Here is a 17446-nt window from a genome sequence, read left to right on the forward strand (position 1 = left end):
GGATATTGGGGCGATGGATCTCGTGGCTCGTTGGACGGCCCTGGCCGGCGCGGACACCCGGCGGCTCGGCGAGGAGCTCGCCGCCCGCTACGCCGAGCCGCACCGGCGCTACCACACGCTCCGCCACCTGGAGGCGGTGCTCGACCTGGTGGACGAGTTCGCGCGGGAGGCCGACGACCCCGACGTCGTCCGCCTCGCCGCCTGGTTCCACGACGCGGTCTACGACCCGCAGCGCGACGACAACGAGGAGCGCAGCGCCGTCCTGGCCGAACGCATGCTCACCGACACCTCGCTGGAGGCCGGACGGGTGCGGGAGGTGGCCGCCCTGGTGCGCATGACCAGGACGCACGAGCCGTACGACCGCAACGGCCGGGTGCTGTGCGACGCCGACCTGGCCGTCCTCGGCGCGGACGCCGACGCCTACGCCGCCTACACGCGCGCCGTCCGCGAGGAGTACGCCTTCGTCCCCGACGAGTACTTCGCCGCGGGACGCGCCGCCGTGCTGGAACAGCTCCTCGCCCTGCCGTCCCTCTTCCACACCCCGGCGGGCAAGGCGCGTTTCGAGGAGAAGGCGCGCGCCAACCTGCGCGCCGAGCTCAGCTCAAGGAAGGGCTCGGCCGGCTGAACTTCGGGCGGCGCAACCCCGAACTGCGCAGGTGCCCCAGCACCTCCTGGCAGCTCGCAGGCCGCGCCCCCAGCAGCACCGCGCGGTCGTAGGCCTCCTCGGGGACGTCGTAGTGGTCGCGTTCGAAGGCGCGAGGCGGCGCTCCCAGCCGCTCCGCGAACACGTGCAGCTCCTCGAAGGACAGGTCGCTGATCAGGTGGGACCACAGCCGTCCCCGGGCCCGCCAGATCGGCGGATCGATGTAGATGGCCATCCGGACAGCGTAGACAACGGGATACGGATCCGGAGGAGGCTGCCGGAATGGATAGTTTGTAGTTTCTTCGGTAGGAGGAGAGCGGCATGTCTCTGGGTTGGCTGGCGCTGGCGCGCGGAACGCTCGATCGGGTGGCCGAGCGCCGCCGGGACGAGGACTGGGTGACCGCCGCCTGGGCCGGCTGCCGCGTCCTCGTCGTCGACGAGCGCGGGAGGGTGCCCTTCCGGCTGGACGACCGGCCGCGGCTGGCCTTCGTGCCGGCCCGCGGGGCGCCGATCGGGGAGCGGGTGCTGCTGGGCGTCGACGAGGACAAGAACGCCTACTTCGCGGTGGTCGCGACCCTGCCGGAGCAGGAGGGCGTGGAGGTCGCCGATTTGCGCCGCATCGGCGCGCTGCTCGACGACGTGGAGTCCGGCATGATGACCCACGCCGTGGCGATGGCGCTCTGGCACGCCACCCACCGGCACTGCCCGCGCTGCGGCGCCCGCACCAAGGTCATCGCCGCCGGGCACGTGCGCGTCTGCCCCGAGGACGGCATGGAGCAGTACCCCCGGCTGGACCCGGCGGTGATCATGCTGGTGACCGACGACGACGACCGCGTGCTGCTGGCCCGCGGCAGCGCCTGGCCGGAGGGCCGCGCCTCGGTGCTGGCCGGCTTCCTGGAGCCGGGCGAGTCCCTGGAGCAGGGCGTGGCCCGGGAGGTGTACGAGGAGGTCGGCCTGCGCGTCGAGGACGTGCGCTACCTGGGCAGCCAGCCGTGGCCGCTGCCGCAGAGCCTCATGCTCGGCTTCGTCTGCCACGCCCCCGGCGAGCAGAGGCTCCGCCTGGAGGAGAGCGAGATAGCCGAGGCGCGCTGGTACACCCGCCAGGACCTGCTCACCGCCACCCTCGCCGGCGACCTCGTCCTGCCGGGCAAGGTCTCCATCGCCCGGCAGCTCCTGGAGCACTGGTACGGCGGAGAACTGCCGGGCAGCTGGGGCCTGGGCCTCTAGGCGGAGCCGGCGCCCAGGCGCTCCATCTTGGCCTTGACCGCCTTGGCGCTGGGGTTGGTGGCGGCGCTGCCGTCCGGATAGACGATGGTCGGAACCGTCATATTTCCGTCATTAACGCTCATGACGAACTCGGCGGCCTTGGTGTCCTGCTCGATGTCGATCTCGAACAGCTCGATGCCCTCCCGGGCCAGCTGGGCCTTCAGGCGCTTGCAGAAACCGCACCACGGGGTGGTGTACATGGTCAGCCGGCCGGTCGTGCTCATCTGTCTTCCTCGCTCCTAGGGGAATTTCATCCTGCCAGAGCCCGGAACGCGGCTGAGCTGCGGATGATTCCCGCCGCCGCCGACGGCCGCGCGCCGGGCGTTTCACGGGGAGACGCCCGCCTGGCGGCGTGCTGCCGGTGGCTGAACGCGCGCCGGCGCGCGCTGGACGTTTCCACAGGGGGTGCGGGCGCCGGGCGGGGGCTGGGAGGATGGAGGGCATGGACGCACAGGCGGTGCTCAGGGGGCTGGATCCGGAGCAGCGGGCGGTCGCCGAGGCCGTCTCCGGGCCGGTCTGCGTGCTGGCCGGGGCGGGCACGGGCAAGACCAGGGCGATCACCCACCGGATCGCGTACGCGGTGCTGACCGGGCGGGTCAAGCCGCAGAACGTGCTGGCCGTGACGTTCACCAACCGGGCCGCGGGGGAGCTGCGGGGGCGGCTGCGGTCGCTGGGCGCGCCGGGCGTCCAGGCCAGGACGTTCCACGCCGCCGCCTACAAGCAGCTGCTCTACTTCTGGCCCCGCACGGTCGGCGGGGAGGCGCCCCGCCTGATCGAGTCGAAGTTCTCCCTGGTGGCCGACGCCGCCCGCGCCTGCCGCCTGTCCCTGGGCCGCACCGAGCTGCGGGACGTCGCGAGCGAGATCGAGTGGTCCAAGGTCACCCAGACCAGGCCCGAGGACTACGCGGCCGCCATGGCCAAGCAGGGCCGCAAGCCCCCGCTGGACGTGGTGGACGTGGCCCGCCTGTACGTCATGTACGAGGAGTTGCGCCGCGAGCGCAACCTCCTGGACTTCGAGGGCATGCTGGAGATCACCGCCGCGCTGCTGGCGGAGTACCCGGAGATGGCCCGCGCCGTCCACGACCAGTACAGGTACTTCGTGGTCGACGAGTACCAGGACGTCAACCCGCTGCAGAAGCTGCTGCTGGAGGGCTGGCTGGGCAAGCGGCGGGAGTTGTGCGTCGTCGGCGACCCCAGCCAGACGATCTACTCCTTCACCGGCGCCACCCCCGGCTTCCTGCTGAACTTCACCGCCGAGTACCCCGAGGCCGAGGTGGTGCGCCTGGTGCGCGACTACCGCTCCACCCCCCAGGTGGTGCGGCTGGCCAACGAGGTGCTGAAGGACGCGCCGCGGCGCCTGGAGCTGGTCGCCCAGCGCCCGGACGGGCCCGAGCCCGTCCTGGCCTCCTACGACGACGAGCTCGCCGAGGCGCAGGACACCGCGCGCAAGGCGGCCAAGCTCATCGGCGAGGGCGTCCCGGCCCGCGAGATCGCGGTGCTGTTCCGGATCAACGCCCAGTCCCAGGCGTTCGAGCAGGCCTTCGCCGACGCGGACGTGCCGTACGTGCTGCGCGGCGCCGAACGCTTCTTCGAACGCCCCGCCGTCCGCGAGGCCGTGGTCCGGTTGCGCGGCGCGGCGCGTTCCGGCGGGGACGCCGAGCTGGACGGCCTCGGCCTGGTCCACCAGGTGCGGGCGGTGCTGGGCGGGTGCGGCTTCACCGACCGGCCGCCGGAGGGCGGCGGCGCGGTGCGCGAGAAGTGGGAGTCGCTGGCCGCGATCGCCCAGCTCGCCGAGGACCTGGCGGCGGCCGAGCCGGACGCCGGGCTGGCCCGCTTCACCGCCGAGCTGGAGGAGCGCGCGGCCGCCCAGCACGCCCCGCCGCTGGAGGGCGTCACGCTGGCCTCCCTGCACGCGGCCAAGGGCCTGGAGTGGGACGCGGTGTTCCTGGCGGGGCTCGCCGACGGCACGCTGCCCATCGTCTACGCCGTGACCCCCGAGCAGATCGAGGAGGAGCGGCGGCTGCTGTACGTCGGCATCACCCGGGCGCGGGAGCACCTGGCGTTGTCGTGGGCGCAGGCCCGTTCGCCCGGCCAGCGGCGCAACCGCCGCATCAGCCGCTTCCTCGAAAGGCTCCAGGGCGTCGCGGGCGCCCCGCGGCAGGCCGCGCCGGCCGCCCGCGCGGTGCCCACGGCCCGGCCCGGCCTCTCGCGCGGCCCGATGCCGTGCCGGGTCTGCGGCCGTTCGCTGCTGCGGGCGCTCGAGCGCAAGCTGGGCCGCTGCGAGGGCTGCCCGGCGGAGCTGGACGAGGCGCTGCTGGAGTCGCTCAAGGACTGGCGGGCCGCCACGGCCGCGGTGCAGAAGGTGCCGGTGTACGTGGTCCTCACCGACGCCACGCTCCAGGCGATCGCCGAGCAGCGCCCCTCGTCGCGGGCCGAACTGGCGCGGGTGGGCGGCATCGGCGCGGTGAAGCTGGAGAAGTACGGCTCGGCCGTGCTGGCGCTGTGCCGGGGCGACGAACCCGGTGAGACCTTTGTCGCAGCACCCTGAAGACGACGGATCCGCCGGTCTTTGCCACACTTGCTGTCGTGGACACCTCGTTGAAGAACCTGCTGGACATCCTGGATCTCGAACAGATCGAGGACGACATCTTTCGCGGTAGCAGTCCCGAGGACTTCCGGCAACGGGTCTTCGGCGGCCAGGTGGCGGGGCAGTCCATGGTCGCCGCGGGCCGGACGGTGCCGGTGGGCCGGCACGTGCACTCGCTGCACGCCTACTTCATCCGGCCGGGCGACCCGCTGGTGCCGATCGTCTACACCGTGGAGCGGGTGCGGGACGGCCGGTCCTTCAGCACCCGGCGCGTCGTGGCGGTCCAGCACGGCAAGGCGATCTTCACCCTCTCGGCGAGCTTCCAGGTGCCCGAGACCGGTCCCGAGCACATGGTCGGGATGCCGGACGCGCCGGATCCCGAGAGCGTGCCGGCCACCCGTGACAGGTTCGCGGCGATCTTCGGCGAGAAGGTCGCCGACGAGTACGAGCGGCGCCGCCCCTTCGACCTGCGGCACGTCACCCCGATGACCTACGAGGCGGCGGGCAAGCCGGAACTGGCCACCAGGGAGTCCCTGGTCTGGCTGAAGACCATCGGCGAGCTCCCCGACGACCCGCTGCTGCACGTCTGCCTGATGACGTACGCCTCGGACATGACGCTGCTCGACACCGTCCTGCTCAACCACGGCCTGGCCTGGGGCGACACCCGCACGATCGGGGCGAGCCTGGACCACGCCATGTGGTTCCACCGCCCGTTCCGCGCCGACGAGTGGCTGCTGTACGCCCAGGAGTCCCCGGCGGCGGGCGGCGCGCGCGGCCTGGCCCGCGGCCAGGTGTTCACCCAGGCGGGCGAACTGGTGGTCTCGGTGGTGCAGGAGGGGCTGGTCCGGGTCGTGGGGGAGCCCGGCGAACTCCGATCGCCTTTCGACGTCTGAAACACCGCGGAAGTTCGTGGCGGCGAAGGTGTGATCGGCCACGAAATCGCAGGTCAAAAATAGCTTGATTGCTTTCCCCGGCTTCTCGTAGGCTCAACGCAGCACTGAAGACAGGTCCGCGCCCGGAGCGTGAGACCGCGAACCCCTCTGAGGAGGTGGCGAGATGGGAACCATGATCAAAGACACCGGCATCGCCGCTTCCGTCCTGGGCGCAGTGGATCTCCGCAGCTGTGGCGACCTTGACAGTGCCCTCGCCTATGGCGTTTCCGCTCTGACGGGCGGCGGTGTCGTGATGTCGCAGCGGTGGCGTGGGCTGAACGAAACGATCATGGGCGGCGCATCCGCCGGCATGAACGCTGAATTCTTCGCCCACCCGACCCAGGCGCCTGCAGTGCGCCGTACCGTGCTGGCTCCGTATCCGGAGAGTCCACCGGTCTAACGACCGGAGAGACTTCCAGGGCCGCGGATCCAGCACAGGATCCGCGGCCCTTTTGTTTCTCCGCACAGAGGCAAGGCCCGGAAAACCCCGAACGACGAAGACGTTGAGATCCAACGAGAGGACCGAGGGTGAACCTCATCCAGGGGCTCGAGCCGGCTTTCCCGGCTGTGGACGACCTGCCCTGCCGTACCGACCCGGAGCTGTTCTTCGCCGAGTCGCCCGCCGACGTCGAGCACGCCAAGGCGCTGTGCACCGACTGCCCGGTCCGCAAGAGCTGCCTGGCCGGCGCGCTCGAGCGGCAGGAGCCGTGGGGCGTCTGGGGCGGCGAGCTGTTCGTCCGCGGCGAGATCGTGGCCCGCAAGCGGCCGCGGGGCCGTCCGCGCAAGAACCCGGCTCCCGACGAAGTGGCCGCGTGATCACCGTGCGCGGCATCAGCACCGACTTGCGGGTGACGGCCGCGCGGCCGTCACCCGTTCCGCCGAAGGAAGAGAAGAAGATGAGTTTGCTCAGTGTGGAAATCAGCCGCGAGCGAATACGCGCGCTGGAGGAGGAGCTGGCCTCCCTCCAGTGGGCGGCGGAGGTCCGGCGCACCCGCCGGGAGACCCTCCGCAAGGTGGTCGCCGACACCGGCCGCGCCACCCGCCAGGAGGCGGGGATCACCCTGCGCAGGATCAGGGGCCTGGTGACCCGGGACTGATCCGCCGCGCAGAGGCACGGCGGCGCGACGAGACAGGACGGCCCCGGCGACACGCCGGGGCCGTCCTGTCTCATGCGGCTCACTCGCCGGCGAAGCCCTTCACCCAGGTGAGCGCCTCGCCGCGGAAGGGGCCTTCGGCCTCCAGCTGGCACAGCACCCCGGTGCCCAGGCCCACCGTCCGGTGCACCAGGACGTAGTCCTTGGGCAGGTTGAGGTAGCGCACGACGTTGTCGGGGCGCAGGTCGGTCACCCGGGCCGCCTGGTCGCGCAGCCACTCCCGGCTGAACTTGAAGGTGTCGGACTTCAGCGGGACGGCCATCGGCTCGATGAACGCGGCGAGCTGCTCGCCGTCGATCTCGACGCCCTCGCGGATGATGCCCTCGGCCCGGCACGCCTCGACGATCGCGTCGGGGTCGCCCAGCGTGCCGATCCGCATGAGGGCGCCGATCTCCTCCTGGAAGCCGCCCTCCAGCCGGTCCACCGCGCCGAAGTCGATGACGCCCAGGCGGCCGTCCTCCATGAGGCGGAAGTTGCCCGGGTGCGGGTCGGCGTGCAGGTGGCCGCAGCGGGTGGGGGCGGAGAACAGGAAGCGGGCGAACAGCAGCCCGGCCCGGTCCCGCTGCTCCTTGGTGCCGTCGGAGATGATCTTCGACAGCGGCACGCCCTCGATCCACTCGGTCACCAGGACGGTGCCGGACTGGGCCACCACCTCGGGGACCAGGAAGTCGGGGTCGCCCGAGTAGGCCTCGGCGAAGGTGCGCTGGGAGGCGGCCTCGACGGTGTAGTCCAGTTCCTCCTGGACCCGCGTCTTGAGCTCCTCCAGGATGGTCTTCATGTCGGCGCCGGGGAAGAGCACCCCGACCAGCTTGCCCATCCGGGCGAGCTGGTTGAAGTCGCCGACCAGTGCCTTGCCCGCACCCGGGTACTGGACCTTGACCGCGACCGCGCGCCCGTCCTTCCAGACGGCCCTGTGCACCTGTCCGATGGAGGCGGCGGCGGCGGGTCTGTCGTCGAAGGACCGGAAGTCCTCCCGCCAGTCGGGTCCGAGGCTCTCGGCCAGCACCTTGTGCACGGTCGCGACCGGCATCGGCGGGGCGGACTCCTGCAGCCTGGTCAGGGTGGCCCGGTAGGGGCCGGCGATCTCGGGCGGCAGCGCCGCCTCGAAGATCGACATCACCTGGCCGAACTTCATCGCCCCGCCCTTGAGTTCGCCGAGCACCTTGAACAGCTGCTCGGCGGTACGGGCCTGGATCTGGGTGGCGACAGCCTCCGCCGACTTGCCGAAGGTCTTCTTGCCGACGCCCAGGGCGGTGCGTCCGGCGAAACCCAGGGGGAGGGCGGCCAGCTTGGCGGTGCGCGTGACAGCGCGAAGGGGAAGATCGCTCACAGCCTCATTGTCCGTGATAAAGGGTCGTTCACGCCACAATCACGAGCAGGCAATGTAAGTGATCATTTACTGCTCGAGATCGTTACTCGTGGATCGTTCACTGTGCGCAAGAGTATGTTCTCCGCCGCATGTCGGCGCACGTTCCCCTGTGGACAACTACTGGGGATACCCGGCTTTAATCAACTTTGACCTGCAAAGACGTGATTTGCCCCCTGTGGAAAACGCAAAGTTTCGGCTACGGTTGCGCATGTGCCCCCCAACGTCGAGGTCCGCCGCAGCCGCCGACGCCGGAGAACCGTGTCGGCTTACCGTGACGGCGAGAAGACCATCGTGATGCTGCCCTCCAGCCTGACCAAGGCCGAGGAGGAGTTCGAGATCGCCCGGATCCTGGAGCGCCTGGACGGCAGGGAGCGCCGCAACCGCCCGCCGACCTGCGACGAGGAGCTGATGGAACGGGCCATGGAGCTCTCCCGCCGCTACCTCGGCGGCAGGGCCGTGCCGCGCAGCGTCCGCTGGGTGGCCAACCAGCGCAGCCGCTGGGGCTCGTGCACCCCGGAGGACCGCACCATCCGCATCTCCAGCATGCTGCGCGGCATGCCGGTGTGGGTCGTCGACTACATCCTCGTGCACGAACTGGCGCACCTGCTGGAACCCGGCCACAACGCCGCCTTCTGGCGGCTGGTCAACCACTACCCCAAGACCGAGCGCGCCCGCGGCTACCTCGAAGGCGTCACCGCGGCACGGAGCCTGGAGCCCACCGGTTGAGGCACGTCGCGGTCCTGGCCGGGCGGGGTCCGGCGCAGGCGCCTCCCGGCGTCGACCCGGACGCCTGGCGGCTCGCCCTGCTGGAGGACGTCTACGAACTGGCCGAGAGCCTGGACCAGGTCACGGCCGTGATGGCCGCGCCCGCCGCGCTGCGCGCCGAGGCCGAGGCGCTGACCTGGCCGGGCGCGCCGGTGCTCACCGCGCGCACCCCGCTGGAGGTGCTGGAGGCGCTGGCCGCCGGCGGGGCGACCGAGGTGGTCGTGCTGGTGCCCGACGCGCCCGACCTGCCGGGCCTGCTGGTCGGCAAGCTCTTTCGCGCGCTGGCCACGGCGCCCGCCGCGGTCTGCCCCGCGCCCGAGGGCCTGGTCGCGCTGGCGGTCCGCCTGCCGCTGCCGGCCTGGCTGGCCGGAGCGCTGGCCGGGCTCACCCTGCAGACGCCCGACGCCCTGGCACGGCTGCGGGCCGCGGCCGACTTCCCCGGGCAGGTCCAGCGGACGCCCGGCTGGCACCGGCTGCGCGCCCCCGCCGACGTGCACCTGCTCGACCCCGGCCTGGAGGGCTGGGAGAACACCAGGCTCCTGCTCAGTACTCCAGCGCGCGCCTGACCAGGGAGCGCACCACGCGGTCGGCGGAGTCCGGGAGCCCGTCCACCGGGAACCAGCGCAGGTCGTCGGACTCCTCGCTGATGCGGTGCCGCGCCCCCGGCGGGGCGAAGGCCAGGTACTCCACGTCCAGATGCCAGGACCCCTCCGGGTGGCAGCGCACCGCGTGCCGGTCGAGCTGGGCCGGGCCCGCGGACAGCACCAGCCCCTCGATCCCGGACTCCTCGGTGGCCTCCCGCAGCGCGGCGTCGGCCAGCGAGGCGTCGCCGGGCTCGCAGTGGCCGCCCAGCTGCAGCCAGCCCTTGAGCTTGCGGTGCAGGGTCAGCAGCACCTCGGTGCGGTCGGCGTTGACCACCAGCGTGCTGGCGGTGATGTGCCCGGGACGGCACTCCCGCCACACCCCGTCGGAATGCCGGTCCAGGTGCTCCAGGAAGACCCGCCTGGCCGCGTCCTGCTCCGGCGAGGGGGCCTTCCAGTCCGTCAGCACCCGGACGACATCGTCGTGCAGACCGGTCACTTTTCCCCGGTGCCGTCGGTGCCGTCGGTGCCGTCGGTGTCACCGGTGTCGCCGGGCTCCTTGGGCGCGGGTGTGTCCTCCAGCTGCGACAGGTCGAACTCCAGCTCCTTGGCGTGCAGGAACAGGTCGGGGTTCTCCAGGTCGTCCGCGGTGGGCAGCAGGTCGGGGTGCGCCCACAGCGCGTCCCGCTCCTCCGCGCCCCTGAGCTCGGTCAGCGACCGCCACAGCGTCTCGGCCTCGCGCAGCCGCCGGGGCCGCAGCTCCAGGCCGACCAGCGTGGCGAAGGTGCGCTCGGCGGGGCCGCCGGTGGCGCGGCGCCGCCGCACCGCCTCGGCCAGCGAGGCCGCGCTGGGCAGCCTGTTCTCGGCGGAGGCCGCCACGACCGTGCCGACCCAGCCCTCGACCAGCGCCAGCAGGGTCTCCAGCCGGGACAGCGCCAGCTTCTGCTCGGGCGTCTCCTCCGGCGTGAGCTGGATCTCCCCGCCCAGCGCGTCCTGGATCGCCTGGGGGTTGCTCAGGTCCAGACCCGCGATCTTCTCCTCCAGGCCGGACAGGTCCACCCGGATGCCGCGCGCGTAGTCCTCCACGGCGCTCAGCAGCGCGGGGCGCAACCACGGCACATGGGCGAACAGCCGCTGGTGGGCGGCCTCGCGCAGGCCCAGGTAGAGCCGGATCTCGTCGGCGGGCAGCTCGAGGCCCTCGGAGAACGCGGCGACCCCGGCGGGCAGCAGCGCGCCGACCCCGTCGGGTGCCAGCGGCAGCCCGATGTCGGCGGAGCCGATCACCTCCTTGGCCAGCGCGCCCAGCGCCTGCCCGGCCTGGCCGCCGACCATCGCCCCGGACATCTGCCGGACCATGCCGATCAGCGGTCCGGCCATCGCCGCCATCTCCGGCGGCAGCTCGCCGCCGGGGCCGCCCATCGCCCCGCCCATCGTGTCGACCATGCGCTCGGCGATGGGGTCGACCAGCTTCTCCCACACCGGGAGCGTGGCCTCCAGCCACTCCGACCTGCTCCACGCCTGGGGGGTGATGATCCCCGCGGGGAGCACCGTGCCCTCGTCCAGCCACAGGTCGGCCAGCCGCAGCGCCTCGGTCACCCGGGTGCGCTCGGCCGCCACGACCGAGGGGTCGCCGCCCTCCACGACCACGTGCCGGGCGATGTTCTTGACCATCTCCCAGTTGACGGGGCCGCTGCCGGGGGAGGAGCCCGTGTTGCTCAACATGTCGGCGAACTGCCGGAGCATCGCCGCGAACTGGTTCATATCACCGGGGCCGCCGCTTCCGAACCCCATGCCGAACGGATCGTTGCCGGATCCGCCACCGCCCTCGTCGTCGGAGGGCCGGTTGAAGCCGAAAGGAGTGTCACCCATCAGAATCGCCTTAGGCTGCGAGGAAAGGCCATAACCTCAAGGTAGTCGTTTTCGGGAGCGTGCCGGGTCCGGGGGAAGGAACGTTCGCCATGAGCACAGGAGCGGGGAGGACCGTCGCGGTCACCGGAGCGGCCTCCGGGGCGGGCAGGGCGCTCACCGCGCGGCTCGCCGCGTCGGGCCGGTTCGCCAGGGTCGTCGCGCTGGACGTCGAGCGGGGCGAACTGCCCGGGGTCACCGGGGTGACCTGGCGCATGGTGGACGTGCGGGACCCGGTGCTGGCCTCCCGGCTGGACGGCGTGGACGTCCTGGTGCACACCGACGTGGACCGCTCGCCCGACACCGACCCCAGGGAGCGCCGCACCTACAACGTGCGCGGCGCCCAGACGGTCATCGCCGCCTCGGCCGCCGCCGGGGTCGGCCGGCTCGTCCTGGTCACCTCGGCCTCGGTCTACGGCGCGGACGCCGCCAACCCGATCCCGCTGCCCGAGGACTCCCCGCTGCGGGCCGAGCCCGACACCAGCGTCGTCGGGGACTTCCTGGAGATCGAGGAGCTGGCGGCCACCGTCCCCCACCCCGGCGTGGAGATCACCGTCCTGCGCCCGGCGGTGCTGGCCGGGCCCGGCGTGGACACCGTGGCCACCCGACACTTCGAGGCGCCCCGCCTGCTCGCCGCCAAGGGGGTGCCGCCGCACTGGCAGTTCTGCCACGTGGACGACCTGGTGAGCGCGCTGGAACTGGCGGCGCTCGGCGAGGTCACCGGCGCCGCCGCCGTCGGCTGCGACGGCTGGCTGAACGGCGAGGCCGTCGAGGAGATCACCGGCAAGCGCGGCTTCGAGCTGCCCGCCTCGGTCACCTTCGGCACCGCCCAGCGGCTGCACCGCCTCGGCCTCACCCCGGCGCCCGCCACCGACCTCTACTACGTCGTCTACCCCTGGGTCGTGGACTGCGCCAAGCTGCGCGAGGCGGGCTGGCGGCCCTCCTACGACAACGAGACCAGCCTCAAGGCGCTGCTGCAGGAGTCCGCCGGACGCCACGCGGTGGTCGGCCGCAGGGTCGGCGGCAAGGAGGCCACCATGGCCACCGCGGCGGGCGCCACCGTCGCGGTGATCGGCGCCGCGGCCGCAGTGCGCCGCGCCCGCCGCAAGCGCCGCCTGTAGGGGTATGTTCGACCCGTGACTGTCATCAGGCTGATGGACGTCCGGGACGATCCGCTCTCGGTGGACGAGGTCGTCGGCGCGGTCAAGGACCCCGGGGCCGGCGGCACCGCCTTCTTCGTCGGCTCGGTCCGCGACCACGACCGGGCCCAGGGCGAACCCGACGACAGGGACGTCGTCCGGCTCACCTACAGCGCCCACCCCACCGCCCTCGACCGGCTGCGCGAGGTCATGGAGAAGGTCGCCGCGGACTTCCCGGTGACCGCCCTGGCCGCCGTCCACCGGGTGGGGGAGCTGGAGATCGGCGACCTGGCCGTGGTGGTGGCCGCCGCCGCGCCGCACCGGGCCGAGGCGTTCGCCGCCTGCCGCCGCCTGATCGACGACCTCAAGCACCAAGTCCCGATCTGGAAGTACCAGGAGTTCGCCGACGGCGGCTCGGAGTGGGTCGGGGCCTGCTGAAACGGGCAATAAGCTTGCCCGCATGGTCAACCTGGAAAAGGGGAACGCTCGGCGCCCGCACCGCAGGGCGCTGACGCTCGGGCTGGTCGCCGTCCTCGTACTGGCCCTGGCGGTGGCCGGAGCGGTCATGCCGGTGCCGTACGTGTCGCTGCGCCCGGGGCCGACCATGAACACCATCGGCGCCAACCCCGAGACCGACAAGCCGCTGATCGAGATCACCGGCGCGCAGACGCACCCGGCGAGCGGCCACCTCAACTTCACCACCGTCGCCTACACCGGCGGCCCCAAGCGCCCGATCAGCCTGTTCACCGCGCTGCGCGACTGGCTGAACGGCGAGCGCGCGGTCGTCCCGCAGGAGACGATCTTCCCCAAGGACGAGACGGTGGAGGAGGTCGAGGAGGAGAACACCTTCCTGATGGAGGACTCCCAGCAGACCTCCGTGGCCGCCGCGCTGATCCAGATGGGCCAGAAGCCGACCACGGTCTCGGCCGTGCAGTCGGTCGAGAAGGGCCTGCCCGCCGACGGGGTGCTCCGGCCGGGAGACGAGATCCTCGCCGTCGCCGGGACGAAGGCCGACCGCACCTCCCGGGTCACCGGCGCGCTCAAGCAGTACAAGCCGGGGCAGTCCGTCGAGCTGACCATCCGCAGGGACGGCAAGGAGCAGCGGGTGTCCATGACCCTGGCGCCCGCCCCCGACGACGCGAACCGCGCCGTCATCGGCGTGGTCCTGCGCGACCGCTACGTCTTCCCGATCGACGTGAAGATCAGTGTGGGCGACATCGGCGGGCCCAGCGCCGGCCTGATGTTCTCGCTGGGCATCTACGACCTGCTCACCCCTGGCGACCTGACCGGCGGGAAGTTCGTCGCCGGCACCGGGACGATCACCCCCGAGGGCCAGGTCGGCGCGATCGGCGGCATCCAGCAGAAGATGCTCGGCGCGCGGAAGGCGGGAGCCACCGTCTTCCTCGTCCCGGCCGGCAACTGCGACGAGGCCGTCACCGCCGCCCCCGACGGGCTCCGCCTGGTCAAGGCCGAGACCCTGGACGGCGCCGTCAAGGCGCTGCAGTCGCTGCAGAGCGGGCAGGGCGCCGTCCCGGGGTGCTCGGCCTCCTGAGGCGGACGCCGCTCACTCGTCCGGCAGGAGGGTCTGGGCCAGCGCCTCGGCGAGGTCGGGCACCAGATCCTCCGCCGACAGCAGCTCGTCCTCATGGCGGCGGATGCGCAGCACCGCGTGCCGCGTGCCGTCCCGCAGCACGCCCACCACGATCTTCAGCTCCTCGTGCAGCGGGTGGGCGCTGGCCCAGGCGACGGCGTCGCCCTCGGCGGGGATCTGCTCCTCCACCTCCGGCGGCAGGGTGATCCGCACCATCGCCAGGGCGCAACCGGCGACGCTCTCGGGCCAGACGATGCCCGGCAGCAGCGCGCCGATATCCTCATCGGGCAACTCGCCCTGGTCGACCGCGGTGAGCCCGGCGCCGGCCTCCAGACCAAGCTCGTCCGCAAGTTCCGGCTGGACCCTCAGCAGTTCCGACGTCTCCACCAGAGCGAACAGCTGCGGGGGACCGTCCCAGCCGGTCTGCTGCTCGATGCTCTTCACGGTCTCTTCCAGTGCGGTCATGCCGTTATTGTTTCGCCGCCCGACAGGTGATCCGGTCGGGAACTGTGGAAGTTGTGGATAAGTTGCCTAGTAGAGCCGACAGGAACTTGAGAATCGGAGAGAAGCGTTGAGCTTCCGAAATCCGGCCCCGGGACGGCGTCTCCCCGGCCGTGGCCCCAGACTCCTGGCGCCCGTACTGATCACGCTTGCGGTGCTGGTAGGACTGTTCTTCGTCTTCGCGGGCGTGTGGACGGACCTGCTGTGGTACCGGTCGCTCGGTGACGGGTTCTCCAAGGTCTTCACCACCCAACTGTGGACGAGGGCGCTGCTGTTCTTCAGCGGCGGCCTGCTGATGGCGCTGGCAGTCGGCGCCAACATCGTGATCGCCTACCGGCTGCGTCCGGCCTACCGGCCGGTCTCGGTGGAGCAGCAGGGCCTCGAGCGGTACCGCACCGCCGTCGACCCGCACCGCAAGGCCGTCCTGTTCACCCTGCTCGGCGCGATCGGCCTGTTCAGCGGCCTGTCCGCGGCGGGCCAGGTCGGCACCTGGCTGGCGTTCATGAACCGCACCCCCTTCGGGGAGAAGGACGCGCAGTTCGGGATGGACATCTCGTTCTTCGTGTTCGTCTACCCGTTCCTGCGGCTCATCCTCGGCTTCGCGTTCGTCATGGTCGTCCTGTCGCTCCTGACCGCGGTGGGCGTGCACTACCTGTACGGGGGCCTGCGGCTGCAGGGCCCCGGCGACAAGGCCAGCCCCTCCGCGCGCGCCCACCTCTCGGTGCTCGTCGGCCTGTTCGTGCTGCTCAAGGCCATCGCCTACTGGGTCGACCGGTGGGGCCTGGCCTACTCCGAACGCGGCAAGGTCACCGGCCCCGGCTACACCGACGTCACCGCGGTGCTGCCGGCCAAGACGATCCTGGCCGCGATCGCGCTGATCTGCGCGATCCTGTTCTTCGTCAACATCTGGCGGCGCGGCATGATGCTGCCGGGCGTCGGGTTCGGCCTGCTCGTCCTGTCGGCGATCCTGCTGGGCGGCGTCTACCCGCTGCTGATCCAGCAGTTCCAGGTCAAGCCGAACGAGCTCGCCAAGGAGCGCACCTACATCCAGCGCAACATCGACGCGACGCGGCAGGCGTTCGGCGTCAAGGACGTGGCGGGGCAGAACTACGCGCCCAACAAGCAGCCCGGCACCAAGGAGCTCGAGGAGTACTCCAAGACCCTCCCGAACGTGCGGCTGCTCGACCCGGAACTGCTGTCGCCCACCTTCCGCCAGCAGCAGCAGCTCCAGGGCTTCTACGACTTCGCCAACCCGCTCGACATCGACCGCTACCCCGACGCCGACGGCGAGCCGCAGGACACCCTGGTGGCGGTCCGCGAGCTGACCGGCCCGCCGGAGAACGCCTCCGGCTGGGTCAACGAGCACCTGACCTACACCCACGGCTACGGCTTCGTCTCGGCCAAGGGCAACCAGGTCGACCCCGAGAGCAAGGGGCCGATCTACCAGTCCTACGGCATGCCGCAGGACTGCTCCGACAAGCTCCCCGACGGCTCCTGCCGGCTGAAGATCGACAAGCCGCAGGTCTACTTCGGCGAGCAGTCCCCGCAGTACTCCATCGTCGGCAACCAGAAGGAACTCGACTACCCGCCGAACCAGCAGACGACCTACACCGGCATCGGCGGAGTCAAGATGGACTCCTTCGTCAACCGGGTCGCCTACGCGCTGAAGTTCCAGGACCGCAACATCCTGCTGTCCAGCGAGATCAACGCCAAGTCCCGCATCCTCTACGACCGCTCGCCGCGCGAGCGGGTGCAGAAGGCCGCGCCGTGGCTGACCGTGGACGGCAACGCCTACCCGGTCGTCGCCGGAGGGCGCATCGTCTGGATGGTCGACGCCTACACCACCTCCGCCGGCTACCCGTACTCCGAGCGGGTCAACCTGCAGGACCTCACCCGCGACAGCAACACCGAGCGGCCGTCCGTCGGCGCGCAGCGCCGTGACGACATCAACTACATCCGCAACTCGGTGAAGGCCACCGTCGACGCCTACGACGGCACCGTCACGCTCTACGCCTGGGACGAGAAGGACCCGGTCCTCAAGACCTGGCAGAAGGCGTTCCCCGGCACCGTCAAGAGCAAGGCCGAGCTCAAGAGCGCGATGGACGGGCAGATCTACTCCCACATCCGCTACCCCGAGGACATCTTCAAGGTCCAGCGGGGCGTGCTGTCGAAGTACCACGTGACGGACCCGAGCGGCTTCTACAGCGGCCAGGACTACTGGCAGGTGCCGACCGACCCGACCGAGAAGGGCGTCACGGAGCCCCCGTACTTCCTGACCATCCAGATGCCGGGCAAGGAGAACGCGGCCGAGGCAGAATCGCCGAACTTCGCGCTCACCTCGACGTACGTGGCCCGCAACGGCAACAACCTCACCGGCTACCTGTCGGCCAACAGCGATCCGAGCTCGGACACCTTCGGCGAGCTGAGACTGCTCCAGGTGCCACGCGAAGTCGCCATCTCGGGACCCACCCAGATCCAGAACGACTTCAAGGGCAACGAGCAGGCGGCGCCCATCCTCAACCGGCCCCAGGGCAGCACCACGGAGGTCGTCTACGGCAACCTCCTGACCCTGCCCTTCGCCGGTGGATTCATGTACGTCCAGCCCGTCTACCAGCAGGCCGCCACCGGAGCCCAGTACCCCGTCCTCGGCTGGGTGCTCGTCTCCTTCGGCGACCAGATCGGGTTCGCCACCACCTTCGAGGACGCCCTCCAGCAGATCCTCAAACCCGGCACGGACGTCCCCGAACAGGAGGGCGGCGAACAGCCGCAGGACGGTGAAGGCGGCGAGCAGCCGTCCACGCCGCCGAACATCCAGCAGGCCATCGACGACGTCAAGCAGGCGTTCGGCGAGGCACAGGAGGCCCTGAAGTCCGGCGACCTGCAGAAGTACGCCGACGCCCAGGACAAGCTGGAGACCGCCATCAACAAGCTGGTCGAACTGCAGAAGCAGGCGCCCGCGAACACCCCGAGCAACCCGAGCACGGGCAACTGATTTGCCCAACCCCGCTCCATC

19 protein-coding genes are annotated in these 17446 nt (G+C 71.3%); 13 read left to right on the plus strand and 6 right to left on the minus strand.

Going from position 1 to position 17446, the window contains the following annotated elements:
• The first annotated feature begins 13 nt into the window (after window positions 1–13).
• Complete coding sequence (locus tag C2865_RS17745) at window positions 14–625, plus strand: HD domain-containing protein (RefSeq protein WP_106399602.1); 612 nt, start codon at window positions 14–16, stop codon at window positions 623–625.
• Here C2865_RS17745 and C2865_RS17750 read toward each other — a convergent pair.
• Window positions 597–878, minus strand: coding sequence for a DUF4031 domain-containing protein (locus C2865_RS17750; RefSeq protein WP_106399603.1), 282 nt, complete (start codon window positions 876–878; stop codon window positions 597–599). The two genes, C2865_RS17745 and C2865_RS17750, sit on opposite strands and share 29 nt — an antisense overlap.
• Window positions 879–964: 86 nt before the next feature.
• Between C2865_RS17750 and nudC the strand changes: the two genes are divergently transcribed.
• Window positions 965–1870: an NAD(+) diphosphatase gene (gene nudC / locus C2865_RS17755; protein WP_106399604.1), complete on the plus strand. Its 906-nt coding sequence runs from the start codon at window positions 965–967 to the stop codon at window positions 1868–1870.
• Here nudC and C2865_RS17760 read toward each other — a convergent pair.
• The gene (locus tag C2865_RS17760; RefSeq protein ID WP_106399605.1) at window positions 1867–2133 is read right to left on the minus strand and encodes a mycoredoxin; all 267 of its coding nucleotides are present in this window, start codon (window positions 2131–2133) and stop codon (window positions 1867–1869) included. The two genes, nudC and C2865_RS17760, sit on opposite strands and share 4 nt — an antisense overlap.
• A gap of 218 nt (window positions 2134–2351) precedes the next feature.
• Between C2865_RS17760 and C2865_RS17765 the strand changes: the two genes are divergently transcribed.
• The 5 genes from C2865_RS17765 to C2865_RS17785 all read left to right on the plus strand — a co-directional run bounded on the left by C2865_RS17765 (window position 2352) and on the right by C2865_RS17785 (window position 6525).
• Window positions 2352–4457, plus strand: a complete 2106-nt coding sequence (locus tag C2865_RS17765) for an ATP-dependent DNA helicase UvrD2 (protein WP_106399606.1) — start codon at window positions 2352–2354, stop codon at window positions 4455–4457.
• Window positions 4458–4495: 38 nt separating this feature from the next.
• Window positions 4496–5389 carry an acyl-CoA thioesterase II gene (gene tesB / locus C2865_RS17770; RefSeq protein ID WP_106399607.1) on the plus strand — a complete coding sequence of 298 codons (894 nt, stop codon included), beginning with the start codon at window positions 4496–4498 and terminating at the stop codon, window positions 5387–5389.
• 163 nt (window positions 5390–5552) lie between these two features.
• Window positions 5553–5828, plus strand: a complete 276-nt coding sequence (locus tag C2865_RS17775; protein WP_106399608.1) for a hypothetical protein — start codon at window positions 5553–5555, stop codon at window positions 5826–5828.
• A gap of 137 nt (window positions 5829–5965) precedes the next feature.
• Window positions 5966–6244 carry a WhiB family transcriptional regulator gene (locus C2865_RS17780; RefSeq protein ID WP_106400037.1) on the plus strand — a complete coding sequence of 93 codons (279 nt, stop codon included), beginning with the start codon at window positions 5966–5968 and terminating at the stop codon, window positions 6242–6244.
• Between the two features lie 80 nt (window positions 6245–6324).
• Window positions 6325–6525: a hypothetical protein gene (locus C2865_RS17785; protein WP_157963779.1), complete on the plus strand. Its 201-nt coding sequence runs from the start codon at window positions 6325–6327 to the stop codon at window positions 6523–6525.
• A 79-nt stretch (window positions 6526–6604) separates the two neighbouring features.
• Here the strand turns inward: C2865_RS17785 and C2865_RS17790 are convergent, their stop codons facing one another.
• Complete coding sequence (locus C2865_RS17790) at window positions 6605–7912, minus strand: ABC1 kinase family protein (RefSeq protein ID WP_106399610.1); 1308 nt, start codon at window positions 7910–7912, stop codon at window positions 6605–6607.
• 297 nt (window positions 7913–8209) lie between these two features.
• Here C2865_RS17790 and C2865_RS17795 point away from each other — a divergent pair, with 297 nt between their 5' ends.
• Both C2865_RS17795 and C2865_RS17800 read left to right on the plus strand, forming a co-directional pair.
• Window positions 8210–8677, plus strand: coding sequence for a M48 metallopeptidase family protein (locus C2865_RS17795; protein ID WP_232835680.1), 468 nt, complete (start codon window positions 8210–8212; stop codon window positions 8675–8677).
• Window positions 8674–9282, plus strand: a complete 609-nt coding sequence (locus tag C2865_RS17800; protein WP_106399611.1) for a hypothetical protein — start codon at window positions 8674–8676, stop codon at window positions 9280–9282. The genes C2865_RS17795 and C2865_RS17800 overlap by 4 nt, the downstream gene beginning before the upstream one ends.
• Here C2865_RS17800 and C2865_RS17805 read toward each other — a convergent pair.
• Window positions 9260–9796, minus strand: coding sequence for an NUDIX hydrolase (locus C2865_RS17805; protein ID WP_106399612.1), 537 nt, complete (start codon window positions 9794–9796; stop codon window positions 9260–9262). The genes C2865_RS17800 and C2865_RS17805 overlap by 23 nt on opposite strands.
• Window positions 9793–11166, minus strand: coding sequence for a zinc-dependent metalloprotease (locus C2865_RS17810; RefSeq protein WP_106399613.1), 1374 nt, complete (start codon window positions 11164–11166; stop codon window positions 9793–9795). Before C2865_RS17810 ends, C2865_RS17805 begins: the two co-directional genes overlap by 4 nt.
• Before the next feature lie 89 nt (window positions 11167–11255).
• Between C2865_RS17810 and C2865_RS17815 the strand changes: the two genes are divergently transcribed.
• The 3 genes from C2865_RS17815 to C2865_RS17825 are packed head-to-tail and all read left to right on the plus strand — an operon-like array spanning window position 11256 to window position 13893.
• Entirely contained in the window at window positions 11256–12323 is a 1068-nt protein-coding gene (locus tag C2865_RS17815) for an NAD-dependent epimerase/dehydratase family protein (RefSeq protein ID WP_106399614.1), read from the plus strand.
• A gap of 33 nt (window positions 12324–12356) precedes the next feature.
• Window positions 12357–12779: a molybdenum cofactor biosynthesis protein MoaE gene (locus C2865_RS17820; protein ID WP_106399615.1), complete on the plus strand. Its 423-nt coding sequence runs from the start codon at window positions 12357–12359 to the stop codon at window positions 12777–12779.
• A gap of 22 nt (window positions 12780–12801) precedes the next feature.
• Complete coding sequence (locus C2865_RS17825) at window positions 12802–13893, plus strand: YlbL family protein (RefSeq protein ID WP_106399616.1); 1092 nt, start codon at window positions 12802–12804, stop codon at window positions 13891–13893.
• Between the two features lie 12 nt (window positions 13894–13905).
• Here C2865_RS17825 and C2865_RS17830 read toward each other — a convergent pair whose 3' ends face one another.
• Window positions 13906–14397 carry a PPA1309 family protein gene (locus tag C2865_RS17830; protein ID WP_232835681.1) on the minus strand — a complete coding sequence of 164 codons (492 nt, stop codon included), beginning with the start codon at window positions 14395–14397 and terminating at the stop codon, window positions 13906–13908.
• A 106-nt stretch (window positions 14398–14503) separates the two neighbouring features.
• Between C2865_RS17830 and C2865_RS17835 the strand changes: the two genes are divergently transcribed.
• Entirely contained in the window at window positions 14504–17425 is a 2922-nt protein-coding gene (locus tag C2865_RS17835) for a UPF0182 family membrane protein (protein WP_106399617.1), read from the plus strand.
• The last annotated feature ends 21 nt before the right edge of the window (window positions 17426–17446 follow it).

The sequence above is a fragment of the Actinocorallia populi genome, assembly GCF_002995495.1.
Taxonomy (GTDB): domain Bacteria; phylum Actinomycetota; class Actinomycetes; order Streptosporangiales; family Streptosporangiaceae; genus Actinocorallia; species Actinocorallia populi.